The following is a 25,685-nucleotide window of genomic DNA, read 5'->3' as shown; positions in this document are numbered from 1 at the left end:
CCGTGGCCGACCCCCTGCCGATCATCCACGATCTCGGCGTAGCAGGCGGGAAGGCGATTTCACTGTACGGTGCCGCCCCAAACACCGGTGATTCCATCAGAAGCGTTCTCCTGCAGGGATACCAGGCCATCCCCGACTGCGCATACACGAAGTTCGGCGTGAGCATGCTGTGGAACGAGAGCACTGGGAAGAACCTCGCGACCGTAGTGCTGGTCGGACCATGATCCCGATCCGCCGGCAAGTCCTGAGCTTCGTGGCCGCAGCGTTCCTCGCGGCGTTCGGTTCCATGCCCGCCACGCCGTGCGCGCAGGCGACCGATGATGTGGTGACGTACGAAGTCGTCTCCAACTTCATCGACCGCGTGAACATCGTCTATATGGATCCACTGCAACGGGCTTTCATCTGGCAAGCCGCGCTGCCCTGGCGGATGGATACAGCGGTGCTCGGAGGCATAGACCGCGCGGAAATTCGAGCGGATTGGCGGCCTAACGAACGGCCGAACAAGTGGGTCACCGTTCGCATCATTCACGACGGCAAGGTGCTCTGCCAGAGCACCCTCGATCTAGGAAACGCGACGTGTTACGGCAACACGCCGCACATCTTCTAGTGCGGCAGGTGCTGATGAAAACTTACCGCGCGGTCCGCATCGGGAAGGATGACCAGATGTCCGACCAACGCCAAAGGCATTGCCGAGAATCAATTCCGACGGCCGCGTCAGTCATATCTCAAGCGGTCCGGTGTGCGTTTGTCATGGCGGCCGCGCTAACGGTGACACTGGCTGTGGGTACCGTTCCAACGGCTCACGCGGACCCCGCGGCACCCGCGCCTCCGCCGCCACCGCCAGAAGAGCCCAGCCCGTGGCCAGATATTCGGTACTACCAGCAGCTGGATGCAAACACTTTCGCTCTTCCCGGAGGCGTGTGGTTTGTCGCACCGACAGGACAGAACTGCGGCATCTGGGGCCGCGGCAACTTCGGATGCACCGGATACATACCCGGAGCACCTGCCGGAGTGAGCCATATCGGATGGATCAACGGGGATCGGGCCGTGCACTACGACTGGTCGATGGCGGTCAGATTCCCCGCAACGCGGGCGGAGAAGCCGTTGCCGCCGCGCAGCTTCATCCAGCATGAGGGCACGAAATGCGCCGTCACGCCGGACAATCGCACATTCTGTGAGCGCGGTCCGATGAAGTTCGTCATCGAGCCGACGAAGACCTGGTTGTCGGCGCCGTGGACCGATCAAAGCTGGAGATGGCTAGGGCCGACCGACACCAGGCCCGTTCAATCGCCGCCCGGGTGACATGCCTGCACGCTGGTCAGTCGCGCGCTATGCGTCGGTGGGATCGAGGCGCTTGAGATACGGGCTGAATCGCACGACGTCGACCATGAACAAGGTGTCGGTGGCCTGCACGCCGTCGATCGTTTGAATGCGCGACGATACGAGCTCGGTCAGTTGCTGAGGATCCGCTGCGGTGACTGCGACGCTGAGATCGGAGCTGCCGACACACACCGCGATGAACACCAAATCCGGTACCTTGCCGAGCTGTTCGTGGATTTCGTTGATCTTGGCGCGATCCGCCCTGATGGACACGAACGCGATGACACCGGCCAGGCCCATCGCGACCGGTTCGACCATGGCGACGACCCGCACCAGACCGGCTTGGGTGAGCCGCGACATTCGCGCACGGATCGTTCCTTCTGAGACGTTGAGTGCTCGCGCTGTCTTCCGACTGGACTGCCGTCCGTCGATGATCAGTGCTTGCAGGATCGCCACGTCGAGATCGTCCAGCTCGACCTTCGGCGCGGGTAGCCGGATGGGCGGCGCCCCGCGTGCCAGGAAAAGCTTGCGGCCGTTGGGTGTAACCGATGTGTCGGTGGCGAGATCGACGCGCATCGCGGAAATGCCCTTGATCGCGGGTAGGGCGTAGTTGGTGAGTTGACGCAGCTCGGCGCGGTCCTCGACGAGGAAGAACGCGACGACGTCGTGGGTGCCGATGGTCACGGCGACGGCCTCGCACTGGTCCAACACCGCCACTTCGTCGGCGACTTCGCGTGGTGACCGAGAGTGTGTCTTCAGCCGGACCATCACGAACCATTCGAAACCGGCTGCTTCCCAATCGATCACAGCCGTGAAAATGAGTGCGCCGCTCGCCGTCAATTTGCGGAGTCTGATGCTGACCGCGGATTCGCTGATTCCGGCATGCGCGGCCAACTCGCGGTTCGTCATCTTGCCGTCGTTCAGCAGCGATTCGATCAGGACGCGATCGAGGTCGTCGAGGTTCGCGCGGGGCAGCGCGGAGATATCGCTCCCGGGTAGGAGGGCTACACCCGCCGAGGCCCCTTGCGTGGCCGGCGGGGACAGACGCATGTCCTTGGCGTCAGCAGACTCGTCTCCCATCAAATCGCTGCCATCTCAACGCATCCGGTGGCCGGATCGCTGGAGTTGTCGGAGCTGTTGTCTGTAACAAAAGGTGACTGATCGAGGCTTGGACTCGGCAATGTCTCGGTATCTCCCGGGGGCCTGGCGTTCGAATTTGCGCAGCTAAACAACCAATATTATTCGCATTCGAGGGCTAATGCGGCGGATCATCGAAAGTGATCTCCGTTATATGTACCTGATTGAGAGTCTCCCGATTCTTCGGTCGTGTCGCTGAATCCTGCCCGATATTGCCGACTATCTTCCGGTATCGTGGCACAATGCGTAGGAAATGCTGCTGTTCACTACGCAATCACTGTCGGTAGCTGTGAGTGTGTGGCATGCTGAAGTCGCGTTCGGCGCGGAGATCACCCACGGGTCGTCATCCGCAGCCTTACGCCCTGGTGAGGCACGGATCAACGAGGAGTCCACTCATGACTTGTGAGCACGCGAGGGCCCTGCTGATGCCTGCGAACCCGCTGACCGGAGGTACCGCGGCATGACTGAGACGGCGTCCTCGGACGTTCCTCCGGCCGTCCGACTGTTCGGCATTCTCTCCGGTCTTGGCATCTTGACGTTCATCGGCCTTGGATTCCTGCTTGCGGGATTCTTGCCCCCGCCCGGACCGAATGCGGCCGATGTGACGGCGGCCTACTTCCACGAGAACGTGGATCTCAAGAGGCTCGGCGTCATCTTGGTGATCGTCGGAGGCACGTGCTTCATGCCGTTCGGCGTGGCCATCGCTGACCGGTTGCGTCGAGTGCACGGGGTGGGACTTGTCGCTGCGGTCACCGAATTCGGCTCAGCCGTCATCGCCGCAACGTTGATGATGATCTGCGGCTCGATGATGTTGGTAGGACTGCTCCGTCCGGACATGCCGGACAGTACGTATCAATTGCTGAACCACGTGACGTGGCTGGCCCTGATCGGGTTGTGGCAACCCGGCGCGGTCCAGGCGGCATCCACCGCGTGGGGGATCCTCAGCGACAAAGCATCGACTCCGATCTTTCCCCGGTGGGTCGGCTGGTACAGCCTGTGTATGGCGTTCGGGTCGCTCACCGGGTCGCTGATTCCGTTCTTCACCAGCGGGCCCTTCTCGTGGACCGGGTTCATCAGCTTCTGGATCGCCGGCGCGATCTTCTTTGCCTGGTACATCATGCTGCTTATTCAGTTGATTCTCGGGCATCGACGTAGCCTCGCGCTCGAGCGAGGGGAGAACGGCGTCCTCCCGAACGACCAAGCGGCGGACGCGGCACCCGCACCCGCCCGAAAGGTGACCGCACGATGACGAGTCAATCGGTGGCGAGCACCCCGACCACTGCGCCGCCGACCCGTCGACCCGCCGTCGTCCCCGGCGAGGCCGGAGTGTGGGTCTTCATCCTCACCGAAATGGCCATCTTCACAGCGCTTTTCGGTGTGATTGTGTGGAACCGAGCGCATGAACCCGCGATGTTCGCCGAAGGTCAGTCGCTACTAAATCAGCCATTGGGTTTGGTCAACACAGTCGTATTGATCATTGGTTCGGTACTGGTTGTCCTGGCGATCGACGCATCGCAACAAGATCGGTACCGGGAAGCATCGCAGCGCCTGATCGCCGCGATGGCCTGCGGGCTGTTGTTCCTCATCATCAAGGCGGCGGAGTACGGCATGGCCATGGACCACGGGATGTGGATCCATACCAACACCTTCTGGATGTTGTTCTTCGCAGTGACGGGTGCGCATCTGGTCCACGTGCTCGTCGGAACCCTGGTTCTGGGGCTGATCCGCCCACGCACGGCCTCGGGACTGACCGGGCCGCGGGATCGTGAGTTGTTCGTGTCGGCGACGTGTTACTGGCACATGGTCGACTTGTTGTGGCTGGTCCTTTTTCCGCTCTTCTACCTGGTGAACTGAGATGGCGCTGATCCAAACACGTTCGGGAACAACGAAAACGACGGCCGTGGTCGTCGGGGTGGTGCTGGCGGCGCTGACCCTGGGTTCCTACCTGCTCGGCATCGACCATCTCCTCGGTTTCAGCAGGCTGGCGATGGCCGTCATATTGGTCATCGCGTTCGTCAAGGTTTACCTGGTGACGCAGTACTTCATGGACATCCGGCATGCGCCGACCTGGCTGAAAGTGATCGTCCACGGGTGGACGGTGTTGACCGCCGGCATCGTCATCGGCCTCTACATCGGGCTCTAGGAGCGGCACCGACAAGACCCACGATTTCGCGCACACTTGCGGCCCACGAGGGCTAGCGTCGGCTGGGTGAGCAGCCCCTCGCGCCCCGTCACTGTGCTCGACAAGCCGGCCGTGCTCTCCGGGCTTTTCGCCGTATGGAGGGACATCGACGAGCTCGTCGGCGACCTCAGCGACACCGACTGGCAGACGCCCACGCCGCTGCCCGGCTGGAACGTGCATGACGTGGTGTCCCACCTCATCGGCACCGAATCCATGCTCCAGGGCGTCGACACCCCGGAGGCCGACATCGACGTGTCGACGCTCGAACATGTTCGCAACGACATCGGCGTCATGAACGAGCGCTGGGTGCGCAAGCTCCGGACCCTCAGCGCCGCCGAGCTGCTCGACATGTTCCGCGCCACGACCGCGGAACGGCGACAAGCATTGTCCGATCTCTCCAATGCCCAATGGAACGACGTGACGTTCACACCGGCCGGACCGGACAGCTACGGACGGTTCATGCGCGTGCGCACCTTCGACTGCTGGATGCACGAACATGACATCCGCGACGCCGTCGGCGCCCCTGCCAGCGCGGGCGAGCTCGTCGGGCCCGCCTCCGATTTCGCGCTGGACGAGATGGCGGCGAGCATGGGTTTCGTTGTCGGCAAGCTGGGCGGCGCTCCGGACGGGTCGCGCGTCTCGTTCGAGCTGACGGGGCCGCTGGGACGGACGATCAACGTGGCGGTCGAGGGGCGCGCCAAGGTCGTCGACGACTTCGGCGACGAGGACCCCACGTCGACGATCCAACTTGACGGGCTCCTGTTCGCACGGCTGGCCGGCGGACGCACCTCGCTGGAGCAGCACGCCGACGAGATCACCTACGGCGGCGACCAGGCCGTCGGCAGGCGGATCGTCGAGCACCTCAACTATGTGATCTGAGAAACGACCGCGCTGTGCGCAAGGTTTGAATTCTTCTGTGGCCGAACTGTTGGCCGTGACGGTCGTCGGACGCATGCTGCCTTCCATGACGACTACTGCGGACGCCCCCGTCGCTGCCAACGGCCTGACGCCCACCCGGATCTCGAGGCTCGAGGTGCCCGAGGTCGACGAGCTGAAGAACCCCGGGGTGCGCGGCTTCTTCACCAAGCAGCTGCGCGAGGAAGGCCTGACGTCCAACTGGTTTCGCGCGCTGTCACTGAACGAGGACGACCTCGGCAGGCTCAACGCCTACCTGCTGCCGCTGCTCGGGACCGACGGTCGCGGCGGCTTGACGGCGCGCGAGCGCGAGGTCATCGCCACCGTCGTCTCCGGAGAGAATCGGTGCGCCTACTGCCATACCAACCATGCCAACAAGCTCGGGAAGGTCGCTGGCGACTGGTCTTTCGGCCAGCGCGTCGCGATCGACCACCACCAGGTCGCGGAGCTCACCGAGCGCGAGCGGGCGCTCGCCGACCTTGCGGTGGCGGTGAACAACGACCCGCAGTCCATCCGCGACTCCGACTTCGACCGGCTGCGGCAGCTGGGGCTCGACGATCACCTCATCCTGGAGGGCATCTCGATCGCGGCGTTCATCGGCGCGACCAATCGGATCGGCATCGCCCTGTCCGTCCCGCCGAACCCCGAGTACACCGGCGTCCCGAATCACTGACCACCGACGGGCGGCTCACCACCGTCCGCGGTGCACGACCTCCGCGAACGGGCGGCGGTTGGGTTTGACGATCGGCTTGAGCGGCCGGTCGGCCGGATACCCGACGCCCAGCAGGTACGCGACGATGTGATCGTCGGGGACGCCGAGGATCGCGCGGGCCTTCTCCTGGTCGCCCACCGACGAATGGCCGGTGCCTATGCCGAGGTCGGTTGCCGCGATCATCATGGCAAACGTCGCCTGGCCCAGGTCGTACTGATCGATCAGCTTCGTTCGCTCGTCGGACGGCTCCGGGATGACCAGCGCGATCGCGGCGGGTGCGGCCGCGATGTGACGTGCGCCCTGCCAGACCGTCGAAAGCTGCTCGAGATGTTCGCGATCGGTGACGATGATGAAGTCCCAGTGCTGGCGGTTCGACGCCGACGGGGCGCGCCACCCCGCCTCCGCGATGCGGTCCAGATCATCGTCGGGGACGGGGTCGGCCAGGTAGCTCCGGACGTTGCGTCGGGCTCTGATGGCGTCCCAGGCTTCCATATATGGTCCTCCGCTCTCGGGGGGATTCCCCGTAGCGACAAACGAGGTCCGCGGGCCGAATATTTCGCCCCGGATCCCGGCGGTCATGGATCTGAACTGCGGAAACCGCGCGACGCGGGAACAAACCCGTGGCCTGCACTGTTGCTGCTCGCGTAGAATGAACTGTCCTGCCGAAGGTCGGCGGGGATGCGAGGGGCTGAACGGTTTCGACTTCGCGCATCGAATCAAGGGAAGCGTGCCGGTGCAGGCAAGAGACCACCGTAAGCGTCGTTGCAACCAATTAAGCGCCGATTCCAATCAGCGCGACTTCGCACTCGCTGCCTAAGCGACTGTGAGTCCGTCAGACCGGGAGAGCCCTCGACCCGGATCCTGGCGTCATCTAGAGGGATCAACCGATGAGTTCGGTCGCGGGACTCATCGGGACACCAAACAGCGACTGGGATCGTCATCCTGACTTGTTCGCGTGATCAGGAGATCCGAGTAGAGGCATAGCGAACTGCGCACGGAGAAGCCTTGAGGGAATGCCGTAGGACCCGGGTTCGATTCCCGGCAGCTCCACCACAGAAGGGCCGCAGAGATGCGGCCCTTCTCATTTGGCCACTACGGCGTCGCAGAGCTGTCTGGTCAACGCGCCATCATCAAGGGCCAGGTCGTATGCATTCACAACCGGTCACCAAGGTGAGCCGCTGCCACTAACGCCGGCTGGCCTGTCACCAACCAGACCCCGGGTGCCTTACCCCGCAGCTAGGAAAGTCTTCCCTTCCAACAGGGAAATCTGGCTTCCCTGCGATTACGGAACCCCCTTCTTGACGCCCACCATCGTTTCATGACTACTCGGATGTCCGGCCCGCTGCCTTCAAGCGGTGAACTCTGCGTGGAAACCGCGCGGGCATCGGTTCGAGTTTTCACGCCGGCCGACGACAAGCCAACGCTTATGAGTCAGCGTCCCAAACCGGCGGTGAGTCCCCGATGAAGAACATCGTTCTCGTGGGCGGCCATGATGAGACGTTCACGCACTGCGCGGGATTGGGTTTCGACTTCAGCGTCCTACAGCGTTCGGCTTTGATCGGCGAGAACCTGCGCACGCTCACCGATGACATCCACCCCATTCCTGACTTCGAGCCGGATACCGTCGCCGCTGCGCTAGAACGAGTCACACAGTCGAAGCGAGTGGACTACATCTTTTCATTCACCGAGTCCGGTTTGCTCCCCGCAGCGCTCGCCGGTCACCGCTTCGCGATCCCTGGAATCAGCCTGGCCGCATGCGAGCTGTGCATCGACAAACGATTGATGCGGGAATTTCTCGCCGATTCAGAGTTCGCCGTCGAGAGTGCGATATGCCGTACTCAGGCTGAGGTCGAGGTCTTCTTCGACCAGCACCGTCGGGGAATAGTTCTCAAGGATCCAACGGGGTCTGGCAGTGACGCCGTGTTCCTCATTCGTGATGAGCGCGAATTGACAACTGCCCTACCGCAGTTGGGTGGAAAAGACTTCGTCACGCTGGCCGAAGAGTATCTAACGGGACGTGAGGTCAGTGTCGAGACGCTGACCATCGACGGCCAACATCGGATTCTCGCTGTGACCAACAAGAAACTGCACAGGAACACCCTGGCCGAGGAACAACACATCATTTCCCCCGACGTCGTCGGGGCCGAACAGTTCCACCAGATCAGCGGCTACTGCGAACGATTGCTCACGCGGATACGACATCAGCACGGGCCGTGCCATATCGAGTTGAAGATCGCGGACGACAAACTTCGACTGATCGAGATCAACAATCGCGTCGGTGGCGACTACATCGGGCTGCTGGTCGAACTCACGACCGGAATCAGTCAAGTCAGGGAAACACTCCGCTGGCATAGCGACGCAACCACTTTCACCGACTCCGAGGAACGTGCGCGTTACATGTACGCAGCATCGCATCAGTTCTATGAACCCACCGAGCCAGAGGTGCTTCGGAAAGCTATGCGCGGCGTCGACATCGTCAGGCTCCACGTCGACCCCGCGAAACTGTCGCCGGGCCGGCCCCGGACGAACAAGGACAAGGTTGGCTGGATCGTCATTGCAAGCAATCAGCGTGAGGCCTTCCACAGTGCCATCGACTATCTCGACCGGTACTGCTCGTGAAACCCCATCGCGATTCCCAAGGTCGCCCACCCTCCCGTGAAAGGTTGAACAATGCATATCATCGCCAGGAACGACCTCGCCTCGATCAATCACGCGATTGTCGACGGCCAGGTCCACGACTTGGGTGTCGTGAAGATGTTCGCCCAGCATCCTGAAGTGGCGCAATTCATTCCCGCCTCCAGCAACTTGGCCATCAGCTGGGTCAGATTGGCGGGCGGGCAGGTGCTGCCCGTACACAAACACCCGGAGCCGAGCCTGATCCTGGTCTGCGAGGGGTCGGGACGAACCATGGGCAGCAGGGAACAGGACGTCACGGCGGGGGACATCGTTCTGGTACCGAGTGATACGTGGCACGGTTTCGAAGGAACTCACGATGGGTTCTGGGCGCTTTCGATCCAGTTCAACGGCCAAGCGCTGTACGAGAATCCGGACCGGCCCAACGCCGTGTTCGCACCCGCCGAGTCCCGTCCGGCTGATCAACTTCTCGAGGACAACAAGAAGTACCTGGAAGAATTCAGAACCAGCAAGCTGCTGCGGTTGATCGACGACCCTTCGTTGGCCGATCACGATGTTCGCAACCGACTGCTGGACTGCCAGCAATCCTGGTCCGATGTGTTTCAAGATCTTCTGCATCTGCGTGTAGCGATGACGACGGATCCTGAGCACAAACACGTCGCGCTCGACCATCTGGTCGAAGAACTGGGACACAACAACAACCTCCGTAAACAGCGGCAATCGCGGCACCGCCCCGTCGCGGACCCCACGTTTCTGTCGACCATGGACTGGTTCAGGGACCAGATGCTCTACCGAAGCGACATGGTGCGAACCCTTCTGATGCACGTCGTTCTGGAAGGGAGCGGCGAAATCTGGCACCGGGAAGCGGCACGTGCCTTCCCCGACCTGCCACACTTCGAAGACCACGGGGAGGACGACGGCGCCCACGTGACAATGGGATTGGATCTGCTCAATCGAGCCTCGCTGACCGAGATCGACGAATTGAGGGAAGCGCTCGCCGAGGGGTGGGCGATGATCACGCAATTGTGCGACAGGATCGCTTCCATTGCGTTGGCCGAGGACGCGACGCCCGAGCTGTCAAAATGCTGAAGGAAATCTTCTGGATTTCGCTTCCGAAAGCCGGCGATCGGTCCGATCGCGCCGTGAATGTTTCGAAGTGGCAGCGCTGGTGCGATGCGGCCCACGCCGACGACGTGCGAGCGAACGATGAGGAACGCCTACACAGATCCGTGTTCAACGCGCTCCGCAGAGATGTCTGCCTCGCGCTCTTGGCCATCACCGTCAACGCGGGTTGCTCTTTCGGGGCGGCCATCACGCTGAAATCGCTTATCCAGCATCTCATCCAGCCAGAGACACCCCTCGTGGTGAACCTGGCGCTCGCAATCAGCTGCCTGCTACTGACGTTTTCGGCTTGGGTGGCCCTCAATCACTCCTTCCTACTCGCCGAGCTTGCAGGAATAGGAGGTCGGACATACATCGAGCAGAGGCTGCTGCGAAAGAAGAATTTCGATTACCGCTCAGTCGGCTTCACGACGTTGTTCGACCGTGAAGCAGCGCGTGTCCAAGCCGCATGGTCGGGCGCCGTGTTCATGGCTCTCGCAGTCGCAACGATAGCTTTCACCACCGTATTCTTCTTCATGGCGTTGGGGCCGAGTGCGTTGTCAGCCCTGTCGATGATCTTTGTCGGTTCGACCGCAATCTTCTGGATCACCAAGCGATTGAACGGAATCTACGCCGAACAATCCATGCGTTCGGCGGCTCGCATCGATGTCGCCTCGTTCTCATTGAACAACAGGCTGCTTGTGTGGCTCAAGAACTGGAACGACGAACTAACTCGCCGATATGCCCACGAACGTCGTGGCGAGGAGCAGGCGCTGAAGAAGGCGGCGCGCCTGATCGCTTCGGTCAATCTCATTTCCACTCTCACGCCGGTCATCGCCATGCTTGCCGCCGCGGTCACACAGCTAGCCGTTGTTGGGTACGTGGACCCGGCCGGTGTGTTGTCGGCAATGGCTCTGATCGGTGGCCTGAGATCGGTCGCCAACAACGTCCCGGAAATTGTGCAGAGCATTTCTCAAGGCGTCGTCGGCCACCGCAACGTATCGAAGTACCTGTCCGCTACCGGTCGATCGGACGCCGAGTCCAGAACGATAGAGCTACCAACGACGTCTGCGAAGCACATTGCAGTTGTCGGTGCTGCTGGGAGCGGGAAAACATCGGTGTTGGAAACCGCCGCTCACACGATGAGCAGCTGCGCCGAGAGCTTGACCGTGTTCCTCCCGGACGAGCCGTGGGTTTTCCCGGGCGGACTCCGCGAGAATCTGCGCCTTTACCGCGCCGACTTTTCCGATGACGACGCACGGGAAGCTGTCAAACTGTCCAGGCTGCCCGAGACCTTCTATACCGAGTTGCTCGAGGGCGCCTCTCGAGAAGTGAATGCCGACTGGGATGTCTCCCGCGGGCAGGGCAAGCGTCTTGAAATCGCTCGCGCGATACTGGCGGAGCCATCGCGTATTTTCATCGACCAGCCAACGTCGGGGCTGAACGACGACCTTGCACGTGGATTGCTGAGTTCGCTGCTTCGGGGACCGTGGCAGGACGCGACGGTTGTCTATGCCACGGACAAGCAGGACGAGATCGCCGCTGCGCAGGAGATTTGGGTGGTGGCGGACGGCGCCGTTGTGGACGTCAAACCGAACCTGCCTGCTCCTAGCCCGGATCCTTTCCCGGCCGCGACGCGAGGCGACACTTCCGAGGAACGCACACTTCCTCGCCAAAGTACTCATGGCGCGGGCTCCGACGAGCGTCGGCGGCCGGTGCTTCGGAGCCTGATCAACTTGGGGTTGGCCAAGATCGTGCTCGTTGCCATCGCTCTGTTCCTGTGCCGGGAAGTCCTGACGATCGTCGGCGATTACCTCACGGCGAGTGGCCTTTCCACCTCAAACGCACGAACATTCCTGGTAGCGTTGCTGAGCGTATTTTCGGTCAGCGCTGTCCTGTCGATTTCCGGTGCGCTCTTGGTCGTACAAAGCAGTATCAGCGCGGCGACTCGACAGTGCGTCAACTACTTCACGAATATCATGAGTCCGACGCTCGACAGATCGATACCAGCGGAGGTCCACCAGGACAGCCAGAGCAAGCTCACTTGGGATCAGCGGCGTGTCGACGAAGTCTTCCCCGTAGTCCTGCTCCGTTTACTGTCCGCGGCAACGCTTCTCGTCACGAGCGCCGCTTTCGTTCTGAGCAAGAACATTCTCGTGCTACTGCCTTTCGCCGGAATGTGCTTCGCCTACTGGCACAGTTTGAGGCGATCAGGAGGCCGACTGCAAGACTTCAACGACCGGGTGATCAGAACTACTTCAGTACTGTTCGCGCAGGTCGAGGCCTTCACATGGAGGTCGAGCAGATTCGATTTCGCGAGGGACAACTCGGTTCTGGTGAGTTGGCTGAATGAAAGTCTGATGAACCACACATTCGCGTCCATGGACAACGAGAGGGCGCACCGATGGTTTGTCTACAGGCTCGACGTGATCGGCTTGGCGTTCCTTTCGGTCATCGTGGGTTCTACGGTGTTCATGCACGCACACGGTGGCGTTGGCTTGGCCAATGTGCTCGCATTGAGCCTCTGCTACAGCCTGATTGCCGTCTTCGCACGCGTCGGGATATGGCTCGTGGAGCTCAGGCAGGTACTCGTCAGTGCGGATCGCCTGCTTACCCGTCCCGTCACCATCGAACCCGACCGTGCCTGTGTACCTTTGAACGGCGACGGCACACGTGTGTCATTTTCGGACGTCACCATCGCTGCACCGCAATCGAATACGTTGCTGCTCGAGAGTTTCACGGACTCGTTCCATCGAGGTGACGTCGTGGTGATCACGGGTGCGAGTGGAGTGGGCAAGTCGACGCTCGCGAAACTCGTTGTCGGCGGTCTGCAGCCGACGAAAGGCGTCGTATCCACTTTGGGCTGTACGACGGGCTACGTGACGCAGATGCACGAACAAGACGTACTTCTGATGACGTCGAATCCGGTCTTCAAGCCGGGGAAACTGTCGGAACACTTCAACGACGCGACGGAAGCAGAATTGGCTCGGATGGTTGATTTCCTTGAATTGGACGACGTCCTTGCGCGCATTCCCGGGGGATTCGACGAGTTGGTGCCCACGACCGGCCGGCTCAACCTGAGCAAGACGGAGTTGCAACGGCTGGCGTTGTTGGATGTGCTGGTCAACCCGCCCGCGATCGCCATTTTGGATGAAGCGACGTCGTCTTTGAGCTCGGATGCCGAGCAGTCGATTTTGAAGGCGGTGACGTCCGCATTGCCGGACACGCTCTTCTTCATCATCACTCACAACCCCAGCCTGCGTGAACTGGGCGACCGGGCGCTTCACTTCACCGACGAACGACGCCTCGTCGAGATTTCTGACGAGATCGCCTGCAACGGTCATTTGGTGGGATCGAAATGCTAGTGAGGGATTCGATGGACTTGCAGCCCCAACGTGATGCGTTTTGCGCGAGCTACAACGTTGCGGGGCCTCAGCTCCCTCTGATGGGGATCGCCCACTGGGACGCCGTGCTCCGGCATCGCGGGGTCAACGGTGACCCCCTGCATCAAGAAAATGCGTACGTCGCGCCCGGGTACTTTTACATGCCGGTGTCGGACGAGCCCGACGGGCCGAAGCTGGCGGAGTTGATGGATTCGGCAGCCGACTCGGACTGGTTGTTGATTCCATCGCTTCCGAAAACGCCGCGCAACGACGCTATGCACGCTGCCGAGTCCATCGCAGTTCCGTTCATGCAGGTGGCCTACTTCCGGACGTCAGGATGTGTCGATTCCGCCCTGCGAACAGCAGTCGGCGACAAACAGTACAAGGCGATCAGAAGGATTACGCGAAAGGCCGAAGACGCTTGTCGGAGTGAGGTATACCGGTTGTCTGATATATCGGCGAGCCATCGAGCCCTCGACGATTTCGCTGTTCTGCAAGCCCTGAATGGAGCGAAATATCGGCATTCGAGAAATCTCTACACCCGCGAGGTTCTGAGTATGTTGGCACGTTCGACGGATGCGGCGAAATATTACCTGCGGCTCGACTACGACAGAGCCTCCGATGTTCCCCTGTCCGGCTCTCTGGGCTATGCGGACGAGGAGCGAGCTGTGTTTTCGAAGCTGGTCAGAGGTCAAGACCGCGACCATGTTCCGGATGGAATCAATTTGTACATCGCCGATTTTTACCGGGTCTATCAGCTTGCCAGTGAGTTGGGGTTCGACAACATCTGCCTGGGCCGGGGAGCGATTGAGGGAAAGATGCGACTCGGCGCAAACCATATCGTCGACCTAGTGAACTGGCTGATCCCGGTAAACACACGCCGCACACGAGAGATGAACGAATTCGCGACCGCGGAAATGACCGACGTAACCGCAGCATCTCGACGGGAACCCGAATGATCAGCGACGTTACCTGGGACGATGGCAGCTTCGTGAGAAGTACCGAGGTGGGATTGTCGCCCGCCACTCATTCATTGTCGTATGCGTCGTGCGTCTTCGAGGGCATCCGCAGCTACGGCGGCAAAATACTCAAATGTGAAGAACACCTCGACAGGTTGCGTCAATCCGCCGGTGTATTCGGGCTCACTCTGCAGTATTCCAATCAGGAGCTGACCGATGCCTGCTACGAGTTGTTGCGGGTCAATCAGTTGGCCGACGCGTATATCAAGCCGTTGGTGTTCTACGACGACGCGGATGTCAGCTTCAAGGGCCGAGGTTGCTCGAGCAGGGTGGTCATACTTGCCCTTCCGTTTCAGGCGGTTTCGACAGCCCAACCGTATCGGCTGACGACGTCAGCGTGGCGACGACCGCCCGCCTCGTGCCATCCCTATCAAGCCAAAGCGTCGACGACTTACGCGTTGAGCTATTTGAGCTACCGCGAAAAGCCAGATGACAGTGACGACGTCCTCTTTCTCTCGACGACGGACATGGTCTGCGAATCGAGCGGTGCGAACATCTTTTTCAGTCGGGGCGACACGCTGTTCACGCCCACCACCGAACTAGCTCTGGCGGGAATCACCAGGAAGTTGATCATGGAGGAGTTGTGCCCGAAATTGGACATTTCTGTAATCGAACGCGACATTCCGTACGCCGAGCTTGAAGCGTTCGACGGTGCATTCTTGTGCGGGACCGCGATGGAAGTCATGACGGTTTCCAGCATCGACGAAGTCAACTTTATTGGGTCGGCCTACGTCGACCGGATCGCTAACGAGTACCGCCGATTTACGACCGGCGGTTTCGCTTCCTAGCTCTCATCCACCGAGATAACATCACCGGTCTGAACCGGCACCCGCAGAAAGCCAACGTTCATGCTCCCCAAGCTATCCGACAGAGACGCGCTCCACCTCGCCGTCCATGGCTACTACTTCTCCTGCGCGATTTATGCCGTCGTCAACCTGGGCATCGCCGACGCGCTGGCCGCAGGTCCCCGGACGGCGGCCGAGCTTGCCGAGGAGCTCGGCATCGACCCCGACGCGACTGAGCGAGTCCTCAGGCTGCTCGTGTCCGTCGACCTGTTCGAACGCGACGCAGAAGGCCGAGTCTCTTTGACACCTGTCGGAGCCTGTCTGCGCTCTGACCACGAGCAGTCCATGGCGAAAGAGATCCGGATGTTCTCCGGCGGAGAGGTCTACCAGACATGGGGCGACCTCGTCGAGTCGGTCCGGACCGGCCAGTGCGCCTTCGAACGGCGACGCGGCAAGCCGCTGTTCGAATGGCTTCCGGAACAGCCGGCCACTGCAGATCTCTTCCATCAGGGCTGGCACGAGATCACGACCCGAGTGGCGCGTGAGACCGCGGAGGCCTACGACTTCACGGGTATTTCGACGATCACGGACGTGGGTGGCGGGTATGGCATCTTCCTCGCGACGATGCTGGCCAAAGTCCCTGGGCTGCAAGGCGTGTTGTTCGACCTACCCATCTCCGTCCGTGGCGCGCCGGACAACTTCCGAGACCTGGGAGTGGCTGACCGAGTGAGCATCGTCGAGGGCAGCGCGGAGGAGTCCGTCCCACCGATGGAGCTGTGCACGATGAAGAGCGTGCTCCACATGTGCACCGATGAGCAGTGCGTCCGGATCCTTTCGCGGTGCGCGGCGGCGCTGCCCCGAGGCGGAAAACTCCTCGTCCTGGAGCGCGTCATTCCAGATCATGACGGGTACCACTGGAGCAAGCTGGTCGATGTCAACATGCTCGTGATGACGGGTGGACGCGAGCGCACCCGGGCTGAGTATGCGCGGCTCTACAGGTCCTCCGGACTCGAGTTGACTCGTTGCGTACCTCTCGCGTCGGGCTTCGACATCATTGAGGGCCTTCGCATTTGAGCTACGCCATGGACGTCGTGCCGCATGGGATGGGCCCTCCGCTTGGGATAACCCGCACGGTAGTCAAAATTTCGCGGAGCAGTGCTTCAACTTCAGAACTTGAGTTTCCTGCCACGATGCCGCAAACCGGCAACTCAAAATCGAAGTAGCTCACCGTGTTTGGAAGGGAAGTCCCTGCTTCCAGCTCCTTCCATTTCAGCACATCTGGATGGCCTCGGAATTTTTCACTGCCCTCGATCGCACAGTGCCGCGATTGAAGCAGGTGACCTGGGAACATGAAATCTCCATATGTCCTGCTGCCCGACCTCTTTTCGAACCACTGTTTCAGCGGATTGACGTCGCGAGGCGACCTATCCAGGCTGATGGCCAAAGCAGCTGCAACCATGTCAATGCCCGTGGCCATCCGGAATGTGTCCTTGATACCGCCACCTCCGGCGCGGGCCGCAACCTCGAGAAAAACCATGCCGTCGATGGCCTCGATCATTTCGAGATGAAATGGACCATTGCGGATTCCGACGGCCCGAAGATAGTCAAGTGCTACCCGGCAACGCCCACCGTCGTCGTCGAGTTGCATCGACCCCTGTGGAACACCTTGGGCAAACTCTAGACAGGTGCCCAAATATTTGTTGGCGACGATCGCGACCGGCTCCCCGGCAAGCATCAAACCATCGAAGTGGAAGATCGGCCCCTCGACGTACTCCTCGAGTTGGAACCGTCCCGGATCCAAGGCTTCCAGACCTGTGGAGTTATTGGCTACTGCACTGATTGCGTCAGCGTAGGTGGAGAAAACGAGCACGTCCTTGCTGGCGGTCCCATCGACGGGTTTGAGCACCGTCTTGCCGGCCCAAGCAGCCAAGTCTGCAGATGAAGATGTGAGCGCCTCGGAACACCCGACAAACCTGGGTACGCGAAGTGCCGCTGCTGCCACTGCGGCCTTCATCGCTACCTTGTCGTTCACCATGTGGACCTGCTCCGGCATGTCCCCTTCCACCCCGAGGGCCCGCCGTATCTGGGCTGCTTCCATTGCTTCGTATTGGGAGACGCTGATGACCCGATCGATGTGATCGTCGGGAGAAAACAAGGTGAGAACTTCTTCGACCAGACCCGCTTGACCGGGCCGTTCAACCCTCTTGCAGCGAAGGTCGGAAGGGATTGTCGTAAGTTGTGCGCGCGTGCCCACGTAGACGACGTCGTGGAGCCCGTGATCGATCACGCGATGGTATTCGATGAAAGAATACGGAACACGATGCAAGATAAGGAGTTTCATCAAAAGACTCCACCAGGATGAAATGTGCACAGCTCGGCGCCGTGGTCTCCAGCCACTGGTCTGCTTGATCGAGTACTCATGATGGTGATCATGGTGATCGGGAAGAGCTTCCGTAATCGGCCGGAAGACAGATTTCCCTCCTCAATGGGAAGGGTTTCCTATCCGTCTGGTAAGGACCTCCTAGTCCGCCTTCCTTGCGGCACCGGCAGGGCGAACGTGGGGGCGTGTGCGGGCTGGTCGGATCACCACCATCGGACGGCCGAGCGGACCTCAGCACTTACCGCGCGGATAGGAAATCCTTTCCTCTTCGCGAGAGGTGTCTGGCTTCGCAGCGATTACGGAAATAGTCCGTGGCAAGGACTATTTCCAGCATGGCTACATACACCCAAGAGCAAGCGATCGGGCACACGTCGGATCTCGCCGACTCGACGACGTCGGCAGCAGCCGGAGCAATGTCTGGCAAGCAGCCGGCAAGGAAAAGGGCCAAGCGTGATCTCGAGGCGAATCACGAATCGCCGGTGGTGACGGAAGCAAAATTGGTCGACGATGGCTCAATTGGTGTGGGTGGCAGGAGCCTTCATGCGTATCGCGGCACGCCAACCGAATTGTCGGGTGTCGAAATAGAACGTGCGCTTCGGCGGTGGCAGGACAGGGGCGCACATTTTCCGTTCGCTGCCGTCCTTGCCCACTACCAGGCGGTCGGACGAAACAGTGTGCGACCAAACGTCGCAGCCATGCTGAGGGATATTCACGGCGGGTTGCGTGATGATCCGCTTCTCGCCGCCTGGCTGCCGATGACGTTCGACATGGATCACGGCACCTACTCGACGTACGTCGGCCTCGACTACTTCGACCACGTGGTCCGATCCGCAGATTGTGAACGCGTAGATGCATACATCGCCGCCGCGGCCATCGACCTCGCGCTGTTGGAGGCGAGGGCGGCCGAAGCGTCGCCCCGTCGCCCGCAACTGGCCAGGCTGCGCGCAGCGACTCGCGTCGTGACGCAACTTGCTCAGTTCGCGCCCGAGTGCACGCTCGATCCAAACCTGGCCGCCACGGGTACGGCGGCGCTAGCTCACGCCGACTGCCATTACCAAGAGTTTGCGTGCGCGGCAGCATCGGCGCTGGAAAGCCTCCCGACCGACATCGTCACCGCGGTTCGGTTGACCCTGCTACCAACCACCCGCTTGCATGACGAGCAGATGTTCATCCGCTCCATTCAAATCTTCGAGGGTCTGTACCGACAGACCGCGACGGCAATCTCATCGGCGACACGGAACCTTCTGGCCGGCGAAACCGCACTTGCGGCGGACTGCCTCGACGGGGCATCCGGCCGTCTCGAAGCCATACCCATGCTCTTTCGAGTCCTGACCACGATGCCGATCGAAGCCTTCTCCGTCATTCGCGGCTTTACCGACGGCCGCAGTGCTGTTCAGTCGCGTGCATATCGCGAGATTCAGTTCTCGTGCGCGCCACCGGATCGTGATCACATGCAACACATTCAGAACATTCAAAACGTTCACCACATCGACGCCGGGGAAGTCACCTTGCAGGAGGCTTACCTTACGACACAGAGCACGCTGGCCGACGCAGTTCATCTTGAGCAATCGATGCGCCGCCTTGACCGCGCATGGGGTGCGATGAAGCGGGGCCACTGGGGCATCACGCTGAAGATCATCGGATCTGTACCCGGAACCGGAGGGACGGCAGGCGCGTCGTACCTGCAGACCGCGGCCAAGGCCTCGCTCTTTCCCGGGCTGCCCGAGGCGGCGTGACGATGCACGAAACGAATGACCGGGTCAGAAAGCAAATCATGGGATTCATCGTTTCCCAGGCGATTTCGACCGTCTGCGAACTCGGTGTGCCAGAAGTGCTCTCGGATGGACCCCGCTCGCCGCACTACCTTGCGACGAGTGTGGGAGCGAACGCCGATGCGCTCCGTCGATTCCTCCGAGTACTCGTGGCAGAGGGTCTGTTCGACGAAGACACCCTCGGGCGATTCTCCTTGACTGACGCCGGCGAGCTGTTGCGGATGGACACACCCGGTTCGTTGCGGCACTTGGTCAAACTGATGTCGAATGAGGCTTACACCGTCTGGGGACACGCGCTTCATTCTGTGCGCACTGGGAAGGAATCCTTTTCAGAAGCATTCAAAAAGCCGTACTTCGAATGGCTGTCCGAAAAGCCGCTTGCTGCACAGGAGTTCGCCGAGGGCCAGGCTGGACTGGTCGAGATGCGGTTGTTACCGCTGCTCAACCGCGACTGGTCGGACATAGCGACCGTTGTCGATATCGGCGGTGGGGAGGGCACACTTGTTTCTCGCCTGCTACGAGCTCAAATCCACTTGAAGGGCGTGCTATTCGACTTGCCTCATGTCGTATCGGGGTCGGGGTCGAAATTCCGCTCGGCCGGCGTCGATGACCGAGTCGCGATCGTCGGTGGGAGCTTCTTTGACGAAGTCCCTCCCAATGGCGATGTGTATGTGATGTCGCAGATCCTGCACGACTGGGATGACAAATCCGCGGGGAAGATTCTCGGGAATTGTCGGCGGGCGATCCCGGAACATGGCCGCCTGCTGATCGTGGAGCAAGTCCTCCCCGAAGCTGCCACCGCCCACCCGATGGCGCTCCTGGACCTGCACATGCTGGTCCTGCTCGGCGGCCGTGAGCGCACGGCTACCGAATGGAGCCGGCTGTTGTTCGACAACGGGTTTACGCTGGAATCCATCACACCTGGCCCTCGATCGTCCGTAATCGAAGCCACTCCGGCGTGATCCCAACGTGCCGGGTCGAGCGGTGCCGAAGCGGCACCGCAACCTTCAAACGACGGACATCGTCGATCAACAGTGAAACGATGGCGTGGTGAGCAAGCTGTGACCGAAGGGCTGGGACGCCTCCTAGGGAAATCCGCCGTGATCACCGGGGCGGCGTTCGGCATTGGTCGTGCGACCGCTGTGCTCTTCGCACGCGAGGGCGCTCGGCTGATCGTGACCGACATTCAGGACGAGCCGCTACAGGCGCTGGCCGATGAGCTGCGAAACGGCGGCACGGAGGTCGAGACGGTCATCGGCGACGTCTCGGTGGAGGACGACGCGCGGCGGATGATCGAAGCGGCAACCGACCGCTTTGGCCGGCTCGATGTGCTGGTCGCCAATGCCGGCATCATCCCGCTCGGGGATGCGACGGAGGTGACCACCGCCGGCTGGGATGAAGTGATGGCCATCGATGGGCGTGGCATGTTCCTCACGTGCAAGTTCGCGATTGAGGCGATGCTGCCGACCGGTGGCGGGGCAATCGTCTGCCTCTCCTCGATATCCGGACTGGCCGGACAGAAGCGGCAGGCGGCCTACGGTCCCGCCAAATTCGTTGCCACCGGCTTGACCAAGCACCTGGCGGTAGAGTGGGCCGACCGGGGGATCAGAGTCAACGCCGTTGCTCCCGGAACGATCCGAACCGAACGCGTCAAGCAGCTCCCGGAGGAGCCGGGCGGCGCGGAATATCTGGAGGAGATCGAACGGATGCATCCGATGGGCCGCATCGGCGAACCGGCCGAGGTCGCGAGCGCCATCGTCTTCCTCGCTTCGGACGATGCCTCCTTCATCACGGGCGCCGTGCTGCCCGTCGATGGGGGATACCTAGCGCAGTAGCGGTCGACTCACACTTTCTCGGGAACGTGCGACTTCAGCCGCGGTAGGTGTAGTGGACGTCGCCCACGCTGGGACTGGGCAGGATCTGGATGTCGCTTCCGTCGACGTATCCCGGTGAGAGCCGCTGAACCCGCCGGATATGTAGGTCCCATTCCCGCGCGAGATATCGATATGGGCTCCGACGAATGCCTTGTTGAAGACGATCTTCCCTTGTGCCAGGAGTGTTTTGGTACATGGTCCCGGAAGCGCCGTCCCACCCGTATTCAGCATGCGCCACGCCGAATGCGTAAGCCACCGAAGCTTCGCATCCGTAGATGCCGAATTCGTCTGTACCAAGAAGGCTTTTCGGCCTTGGCGAATGCAGCGTCGGCTCCGGGGATGATTGAAGCTCATCTTGAAGGTGATCAGAGCGGCTATGCCCCTGGTCCGATGTGGCTTCTCCTCGATCCCGTACTACCAGAACTGCGCCGCCTGGCCGGTCGCCGAGCGTCTGCCGCACAAAGTCGGCCTGCCGCTGCAGGCTCGACCGATTCGAGAACCTCGGAGATCTTGCCGTGGAAGTCGACCCAGGATTGGGCCCATTCCTTTTTGGACGGCCCTGCGACGATCTATCGATAGGCATCGGGCGCTAGCTGATGACCGAGCACGCCATCATTCGGCGGCTTCCGGCTTGGAAGCGTCGCTACCAGTATGGCTTTCGTCTGCTTCCTCACGCTCCTCCTGGAGACGGTCTTTGCTTCGCACCAACCGAAGAAGTGTCACGAGGCCGAGCCCGCCGATCACGTTGGCCAACGCTGTGTAACCGAACCAGGAGAGCCATCTGAGATAGCCGAAGGGCGCATCGCCGGTCGCCAACGCGCCGAAAATGATCAGCGAGTCGAGAATCGAGTGGAACATCTGCAGACCCGCGAGCACGAAGGCGCCGGCCACTGCGGCGGCGATCTTGCCGACCATCGCGTCGGTGCCGTGCTGCATGCGGGTCATCAGGGTGATCGCCATCCCGCCGAGCAGCGCCAGTGCGATCGTCTCCGCGGAGAGCGGTGCGGCAATGTAGTGCGTTGCGGACTCGACGGCCTGCGCGCGCAGCTTCGGAAACGCGGTCATGATCAGCCACATGAGTACCCACCCGCCGGCAAGGTTGGCAATCAGGGTGCCTGTCCACAGCTTCAGCAACTGGCCCATGCTGGCGCGTTTGGCGGCCACTGTGGTGACGGGTACCAAGAAGCCTTCGGTGAAGAGCTCACTGCGACCCAGCAGGAGAGCGAGGAAGCCGATGGAAAACGCCAAACCTGCCAACAGTGGGTTCTGCGTCGCGTGCAGAACCGATAGGTAGGCAAGAACCCCCATCGCGACCTCGGTACCGCCGAAAAACCCGGTCGCCAGCACTTCGCGCCATGTCCGGTGGAGGCGCTGGGTACCCTCGTCAATCATTCGAGCGAAGGCATCCTCGAGCTCATCCTCGATCGGACGATCTGTATCGCCGAGCTCCCGCTGGCTCGTCTGGCTCACAATGATTCCTTTTGTCGGGAAATAGATGACGAACACAGATACCCGCCCCAGCGCTCCCTGAAAAGCACAATGACTGCCGGCCAGCGACGTCTGCAGCCGTGCCACGTCGGGGACTGGTCTATGAGCTAACCAGCTTGTCCGTCTGGTCGGTGATACCTAATCCGGTTTCGACTGTCACCGAGCAGGTCCCGTGAAACGCATGATGCGTACCATTCAAATCGAAGAATCTCGCATAGTGCCGCCTGAATGCCATGATATCAATATTATGCGTATCCATGACGGTGACTCTGGAGGTGCGTGGCCAAAGCCGGCGACGTCGCGACCGCAGCGAGAGTTGAGGAGCGAAATGAGTGACTACGCGCTGATGCCGTTCGAAGGCTTGGGTCCGCGGCCGGAGTGGGTAACGGCCGCCAGCTCGGCCTGGGCCTACACCCTGGTGGTGGGCGGAGCGTTCGTCGTCGCGGTGATCTGGTGCCTCGTCTACGTCGTTAGGCAACGCGACACGCTTCCGTTGGTGATGCTCGTGGGCGGTGTGATCTCCATGGGCCTAGAGCCGACCGTGGACACGCTGGGCAAGGTCTGGTACGCCAAAGACAACCCGTGGGTGGTCTATGTCGGCATGGGCGTTCCGCAGCCGGCGTTCCTGCTCATGGGGTACTCCCTCTTCTGGGGTGGCGCCGTATACATTGCGTCTCGGCTCGTGCGTAACGGACTGTCGATCTACAAGGTTTTCGCCGGCGTGTTCGTCATGGACCTGATCGTCGAGTACCTCGGTGTCTCGGTATTGGGAGTTGGCCTCTACTACGACTTCTCACCGTTCAAGGTGGTGGGCTTTCCGTTGTGGTGGGCCTTCGTGAACGCTGCCGCCGCAGTGATCGGCGTGTGGCTTGTGCTTGTTCTGGAGCCGCGACTGACCGGGTGGCGGCGGGCGGGATTCCTGGTGGTGCCGGCGACTGCATTCGGGACCACGCATGCCGCATGCTCCTGGCCAGTCTGGCTCACCTTGCATTCTGACGCCCCGCATTGGATGGCCAACCTTGCAGGCTTCTATACCATCGCAATGTCGTTCGGGCTGACCGCTTTTGTTCGTTCGGAGTTGCGGGACCGCCGGCATCTGGCCGCTGGCTCCTCAACGTCGGCTATCGATGCCCGCGACTCGCAGGTGCCATCGTGACCACGCAAGCGACTCAGCCGAAGTTCGACTAATCAGGCGGGCGATAATGCTTCTCGCGTCGGATCTACCTCCGGACCTGCAGTCCCGAATCTCGCCGCTTCTGGCGTTGGCGGCTTTCGGAGTGGTCGTCGCGGCGTCTGCGATGTACGCCGTCTATCTGTCGGTGCGCCGTCGAGACGTGGTGCCCATCGTCGTTTGCGTGGGAGCGCTGATCTGTGCGTTCAACGAGCCGATCTACGACATCCTGGGCAAGATCGTCTACGCCGACAACCACCCGATGGCATATACGTACTTCGGTCGGGAGATCCCGTGGTTCTTGGTGATCGGGTACCTGCCCTGGGTGGGTCTGCTGCCGTACCTCGTAGCACAGGCAATGCGAAACGGTGTGCCGCGCAGCAAGCTCCACTGGCTGGCGTTCGGGTCCTTCGTCTCCGTTGTCGTCGTCGAAACCCTCGGCACTTCATTTGAGGCGTGGGGATATTACGGGGATCCGCCGCTGAAATTCCTTGTGGTGGCGCCGCAGATGGCACCGGTCCCAATCGTGGGTGGATTCCTGCTCTTCGCGGTCGCAGACCGCCTTTCGGGATGGAAGAGGGCGGTGGCCGCGTTCGCCATTTCAACCGTTGCTCTTCCGATGGTGTTCGCCTCCGCCTCGTGGCCACTGTACGTCGGACTGAACGCCGATCTGCCTGTGGTTGTCAACTGGTTCTTGGCGATCGCGATGCTCGCTCTGGCTGCGGCGACGGTGGCAGCCGCAACGCAACTGGGGGAGAACCATCGCAAGTTGCTTGAGCTGGAGGTCAATACGCGTCTCAACGCGTCTACGCACGCATCGATGGTTGATCCCTAGCTCATTGCATCGGGAGGTGGCGCATCCACGTATCGCGTTGGTGCGTGAGAGATCACGCCTCTGCCAGCGCCGCGCTCAGCCGACGGGTCGCCGCGGCGAGCTGCATACCTATTCGGGTGACCTCCGCGCCAGTCATCGGCTCGGCACTCGGCACCAGGCTGAGCATCAACGCAATTCGTGATCCCGGCCCGAGGATCGGTGAGTCGATATGGCTGACCTCGTAGGTGCGGTCGGCCTCCAGGCTGGTGGGAAACCACTCCTCCTGGTGAATCAGCTCGTCCGTCAACTCCTGTGCCAGCTGACTCAGCCGGGTTGACCGCACTTCAGCACTTCGCACGATGAGCGCCAGTTCCTGCAGCCGCACATCGGGTAGAAGGTGAAGCCCGACGGCATAACCGCGCTGCCGGGCATTGGCGATGGCGTCGCGGTAGCGGTCGCGCACGTCCTCGGGCAGCGCGGCGAGCCAGCGCTCGCGGACATCCGGCTCGGCCCAGGCCACAGTCGACGCCCCATACGGCGGGCGGTGCGGGAACTGCGTACCGATCGGCATCGGATGACCGCCGCCCAAACGACTTCGGACCTGATCGACGACGGTCGAATGGTCCTCGTCCACCGCGAAGGCCACGCAGTGCGCGCTGGTCGCGGTGGACAGTTCGACCATCGCCGAGCGGGCCAGTACCAGCGCCGGATAGCGGCCGGCCGCTACTCGGCCAAGGCGCACCAACGCCGGGCCCAAGTGGTAGGTCTTCCGCAGGGGGTCCCGCAGCAGCCAACCGGCCCGTAGCAGTTCCGACAGCATCGAGTGGCAGCTCGCCTTGTGAACGTTCAGCCGGCGCGACACCTCGGCCAACGTCATCCCTTGATTCCCCTCGCCCGCCAGGTGCTCGAACAGGTTCACGACCCGCTCGGTTTGCGGCGACGGACGGGCAGCCATGAGCTGATAGTCGCATAATGCGACTGCTTGCGGTGATATACGC

The 25,685-nt window shown here is 61.4% G+C and carries 24 protein-coding genes and 1 other RNA gene; 20 read left to right on the top strand and 5 right to left on the bottom strand.

The genetic code is table 11. From position 1 onward, the window contains the following. Nucleotides 1-2 precede the first annotated feature (2 nt). From G6N43_RS30765 to G6N43_RS30965, 3 genes are all read left to right on the top strand, one after another. The gene (locus G6N43_RS30765; protein ID WP_234809987.1) at nucleotides 3-224 is read left to right on the top strand and encodes a hypothetical protein; all 222 of its coding nucleotides are present in this window, start codon (nucleotides 3-5) and stop codon (nucleotides 222-224) included. Continuing rightward, nucleotides 221-607, top strand: a complete 387-nt coding sequence (locus tag G6N43_RS24215; protein WP_234809988.1) for a hypothetical protein — start codon at nucleotides 221-223, stop codon at nucleotides 605-607. The genes G6N43_RS30765 and G6N43_RS24215 overlap by 4 nt, the downstream gene beginning before the upstream one ends. A 143-nt stretch (nucleotides 608-750) precedes the next feature. Then, the gene (locus G6N43_RS30965; protein WP_083149295.1) at nucleotides 751-1,302 is read left to right on the top strand and encodes a hypothetical protein; all 552 of its coding nucleotides are present in this window, start codon (nucleotides 751-753) and stop codon (nucleotides 1,300-1,302) included. 27 nt (nucleotides 1,303-1,329) lie between these two features. Here G6N43_RS30965 and G6N43_RS24205 read toward each other — a convergent pair whose 3' ends face one another. Next, nucleotides 1,330-2,400 carry an Lrp/AsnC family transcriptional regulator gene (locus G6N43_RS24205; RefSeq protein WP_083149296.1) on the bottom strand — a complete coding sequence of 357 codons (1,071 nt, stop codon included), beginning with the start codon at nucleotides 2,398-2,400 and terminating at the stop codon, nucleotides 1,330-1,332. 517 nt (nucleotides 2,401-2,917) lie between these two features. Between G6N43_RS24205 and G6N43_RS24200 the strand changes: the two genes are divergently transcribed. The 5 genes from G6N43_RS24200 (at nucleotide 2,918) to G6N43_RS24180 (ending at nucleotide 6,227) form a co-directional block, all read left to right on the top strand. Then, complete coding sequence (locus G6N43_RS24200; RefSeq protein ID WP_083149297.1) at nucleotides 2,918-3,706, top strand: DUF3784 domain-containing protein; 789 nt, start codon at nucleotides 2,918-2,920, stop codon at nucleotides 3,704-3,706. Then, nucleotides 3,703-4,311 (top strand): cytochrome c oxidase subunit 3, encoded by a 609-nt coding sequence (locus G6N43_RS24195; protein WP_083149298.1) that lies wholly within the window; start codon nucleotides 3,703-3,705, stop codon nucleotides 4,309-4,311. Before G6N43_RS24200 ends, G6N43_RS24195 begins: the two co-directional genes overlap by 4 nt. A 1-nt stretch (nucleotide 4,312) precedes the next feature. After that, complete coding sequence (locus G6N43_RS24190; RefSeq protein ID WP_083149299.1) at nucleotides 4,313-4,600, top strand: cytochrome C oxidase subunit IV family protein; 288 nt, start codon at nucleotides 4,313-4,315, stop codon at nucleotides 4,598-4,600. A gap of 66 nt (nucleotides 4,601-4,666) precedes the next feature. Next, nucleotides 4,667-5,518 carry a maleylpyruvate isomerase family mycothiol-dependent enzyme gene (locus G6N43_RS24185; protein WP_083149300.1) on the top strand — a complete coding sequence of 284 codons (852 nt, stop codon included), beginning with the start codon at nucleotides 4,667-4,669 and terminating at the stop codon, nucleotides 5,516-5,518. Between the two features lie 85 nt (nucleotides 5,519-5,603). Further along, the gene (locus G6N43_RS24180; RefSeq protein ID WP_083149485.1) at nucleotides 5,604-6,227 is read left to right on the top strand and encodes a peroxidase-related enzyme; all 624 of its coding nucleotides are present in this window, start codon (nucleotides 5,604-5,606) and stop codon (nucleotides 6,225-6,227) included. A gap of 15 nt (nucleotides 6,228-6,242) precedes the next feature. Here G6N43_RS24180 and G6N43_RS24175 read toward each other — a convergent pair whose 3' ends face one another. Next, the gene (locus G6N43_RS24175; protein ID WP_083149301.1) at nucleotides 6,243-6,758 is read right to left on the bottom strand and encodes a nitroreductase family protein; all 516 of its coding nucleotides are present in this window, start codon (nucleotides 6,756-6,758) and stop codon (nucleotides 6,243-6,245) included. Between the two features lie 192 nt (nucleotides 6,759-6,950). Between G6N43_RS24175 and ssrA the strand changes: the two genes are divergently transcribed. The 7 genes from ssrA to G6N43_RS24140 all read left to right on the top strand — a co-directional run bounded on the left by ssrA (nucleotide 6,951) and on the right by G6N43_RS24140 (nucleotide 16,262). Next, nucleotides 6,951-7,319, top strand: a transfer-messenger RNA (tmRNA) gene (gene ssrA, locus G6N43_RS24170). Between the two features lie 501 nt (nucleotides 7,320-7,820). Beyond that, nucleotides 7,821-8,885, top strand: coding sequence for an ATP-grasp domain-containing protein (locus tag G6N43_RS24165; protein ID WP_197745392.1), 1,065 nt, complete (start codon nucleotides 7,821-7,823; stop codon nucleotides 8,883-8,885). Nucleotides 8,886-8,936: 51 nt separating this feature from the next. After that, nucleotides 8,937-9,989: a cupin domain-containing protein gene (locus G6N43_RS24160; RefSeq protein ID WP_083149303.1), complete on the top strand. Its 1,053-nt coding sequence runs from the start codon at nucleotides 8,937-8,939 to the stop codon at nucleotides 9,987-9,989. Then, nucleotides 9,983-13,366, top strand: a complete 3,384-nt coding sequence (locus tag G6N43_RS24155) for an ATP-binding cassette domain-containing protein (RefSeq protein WP_110810272.1) — start codon at nucleotides 9,983-9,985, stop codon at nucleotides 13,364-13,366. The genes G6N43_RS24160 and G6N43_RS24155 overlap by 7 nt, the downstream gene beginning before the upstream one ends. 11 nt (nucleotides 13,367-13,377) lie before the next feature. Continuing rightward, a complete protein-coding gene (locus tag G6N43_RS24150; RefSeq protein WP_083149304.1) occupies nucleotides 13,378-14,343 on the top strand; it encodes a hypothetical protein in 966 nt (321 codons plus the stop codon). After that, nucleotides 14,340-15,191: an aminotransferase class IV gene (locus G6N43_RS24145; RefSeq protein ID WP_083149305.1), complete on the top strand. Its 852-nt coding sequence runs from the start codon at nucleotides 14,340-14,342 to the stop codon at nucleotides 15,189-15,191. The genes G6N43_RS24150 and G6N43_RS24145 overlap by 4 nt, the downstream gene beginning before the upstream one ends. A 60-nt stretch (nucleotides 15,192-15,251) precedes the next feature. Next, complete coding sequence (locus G6N43_RS24140) at nucleotides 15,252-16,262, top strand: methyltransferase (RefSeq protein ID WP_083149306.1); 1,011 nt, start codon at nucleotides 15,252-15,254, stop codon at nucleotides 16,260-16,262. 1 nt (nucleotide 16,263) lies between these two features. On the opposite strand, the gene G6N43_RS24135 is transcribed toward G6N43_RS24140, so the two are convergent. After that, a complete protein-coding gene (locus G6N43_RS24135; RefSeq protein ID WP_083149307.1) occupies nucleotides 16,264-17,529 on the bottom strand; it encodes an ATP-grasp domain-containing protein in 1,266 nt (421 codons plus the stop codon). Between the two features lie 371 nt (nucleotides 17,530-17,900). Between G6N43_RS24135 and G6N43_RS24130 the strand changes: the two genes are divergently transcribed. The 3 genes from G6N43_RS24130 to G6N43_RS24120 all read left to right on the top strand — a co-directional run bounded on the left by G6N43_RS24130 (nucleotide 17,901) and on the right by G6N43_RS24120 (nucleotide 21,175). Next, nucleotides 17,901-19,304, top strand: a complete 1,404-nt coding sequence (locus G6N43_RS24130; RefSeq protein WP_234809989.1) for a tryptophan 2,3-dioxygenase — start codon at nucleotides 17,901-17,903, stop codon at nucleotides 19,302-19,304. Nucleotides 19,305-19,306: 2 nt separating this feature from the next. Continuing rightward, nucleotides 19,307-20,302 carry a methyltransferase gene (locus G6N43_RS24125; protein ID WP_234810002.1) on the top strand — a complete coding sequence of 332 codons (996 nt, stop codon included), beginning with the start codon at nucleotides 19,307-19,309 and terminating at the stop codon, nucleotides 20,300-20,302. A gap of 99 nt (nucleotides 20,303-20,401) precedes the next feature. Continuing rightward, on the top strand, nucleotides 20,402-21,175 hold the full coding sequence (locus tag G6N43_RS24120; RefSeq protein ID WP_083149309.1) for an SDR family NAD(P)-dependent oxidoreductase: 774 nt from the start codon (nucleotides 20,402-20,404) through the stop codon (nucleotides 21,173-21,175). A 651-nt stretch (nucleotides 21,176-21,826) separates the two neighbouring features. On the opposite strand, the gene G6N43_RS24115 is transcribed toward G6N43_RS24120, so the two are convergent. Beyond that, nucleotides 21,827-22,684 (bottom strand): formate/nitrite transporter family protein, encoded by an 858-nt coding sequence (locus G6N43_RS24115; RefSeq protein WP_083149487.1) that lies wholly within the window; start codon nucleotides 22,682-22,684, stop codon nucleotides 21,827-21,829. Nucleotides 22,685-23,030: 346 nt separating this feature from the next. Here G6N43_RS24115 and G6N43_RS24110 point away from each other — a divergent pair, with 346 nt between their 5' ends. Then, complete coding sequence (locus G6N43_RS24110; protein WP_083149310.1) at nucleotides 23,031-23,858, top strand: hypothetical protein; 828 nt, start codon at nucleotides 23,031-23,033, stop codon at nucleotides 23,856-23,858. Nucleotides 23,859-23,904: 46 nt separating this feature from the next. Continuing rightward, nucleotides 23,905-24,708 (top strand): hypothetical protein, encoded by an 804-nt coding sequence (locus G6N43_RS24105; protein ID WP_083149311.1) that lies wholly within the window; start codon nucleotides 23,905-23,907, stop codon nucleotides 24,706-24,708. A gap of 52 nt (nucleotides 24,709-24,760) precedes the next feature. On the opposite strand, the gene G6N43_RS24100 is transcribed toward G6N43_RS24105, so the two are convergent. After that, nucleotides 24,761-25,642, bottom strand: coding sequence for an IclR family transcriptional regulator (locus G6N43_RS24100; protein WP_083149312.1), 882 nt, complete (start codon nucleotides 25,640-25,642; stop codon nucleotides 24,761-24,763). Nucleotides 25,643-25,685: the final 43 nt, after the last annotated feature.

Origin of the sequence: Mycolicibacterium moriokaense (assembly GCF_010726085.1) — a bacterium.
Lineage (GTDB): Bacteria > Actinomycetota > Actinomycetes > Mycobacteriales > Mycobacteriaceae > Mycobacterium > Mycobacterium moriokaense.
This window is presented reverse-complemented; position numbering and strand designations above follow the sequence as displayed.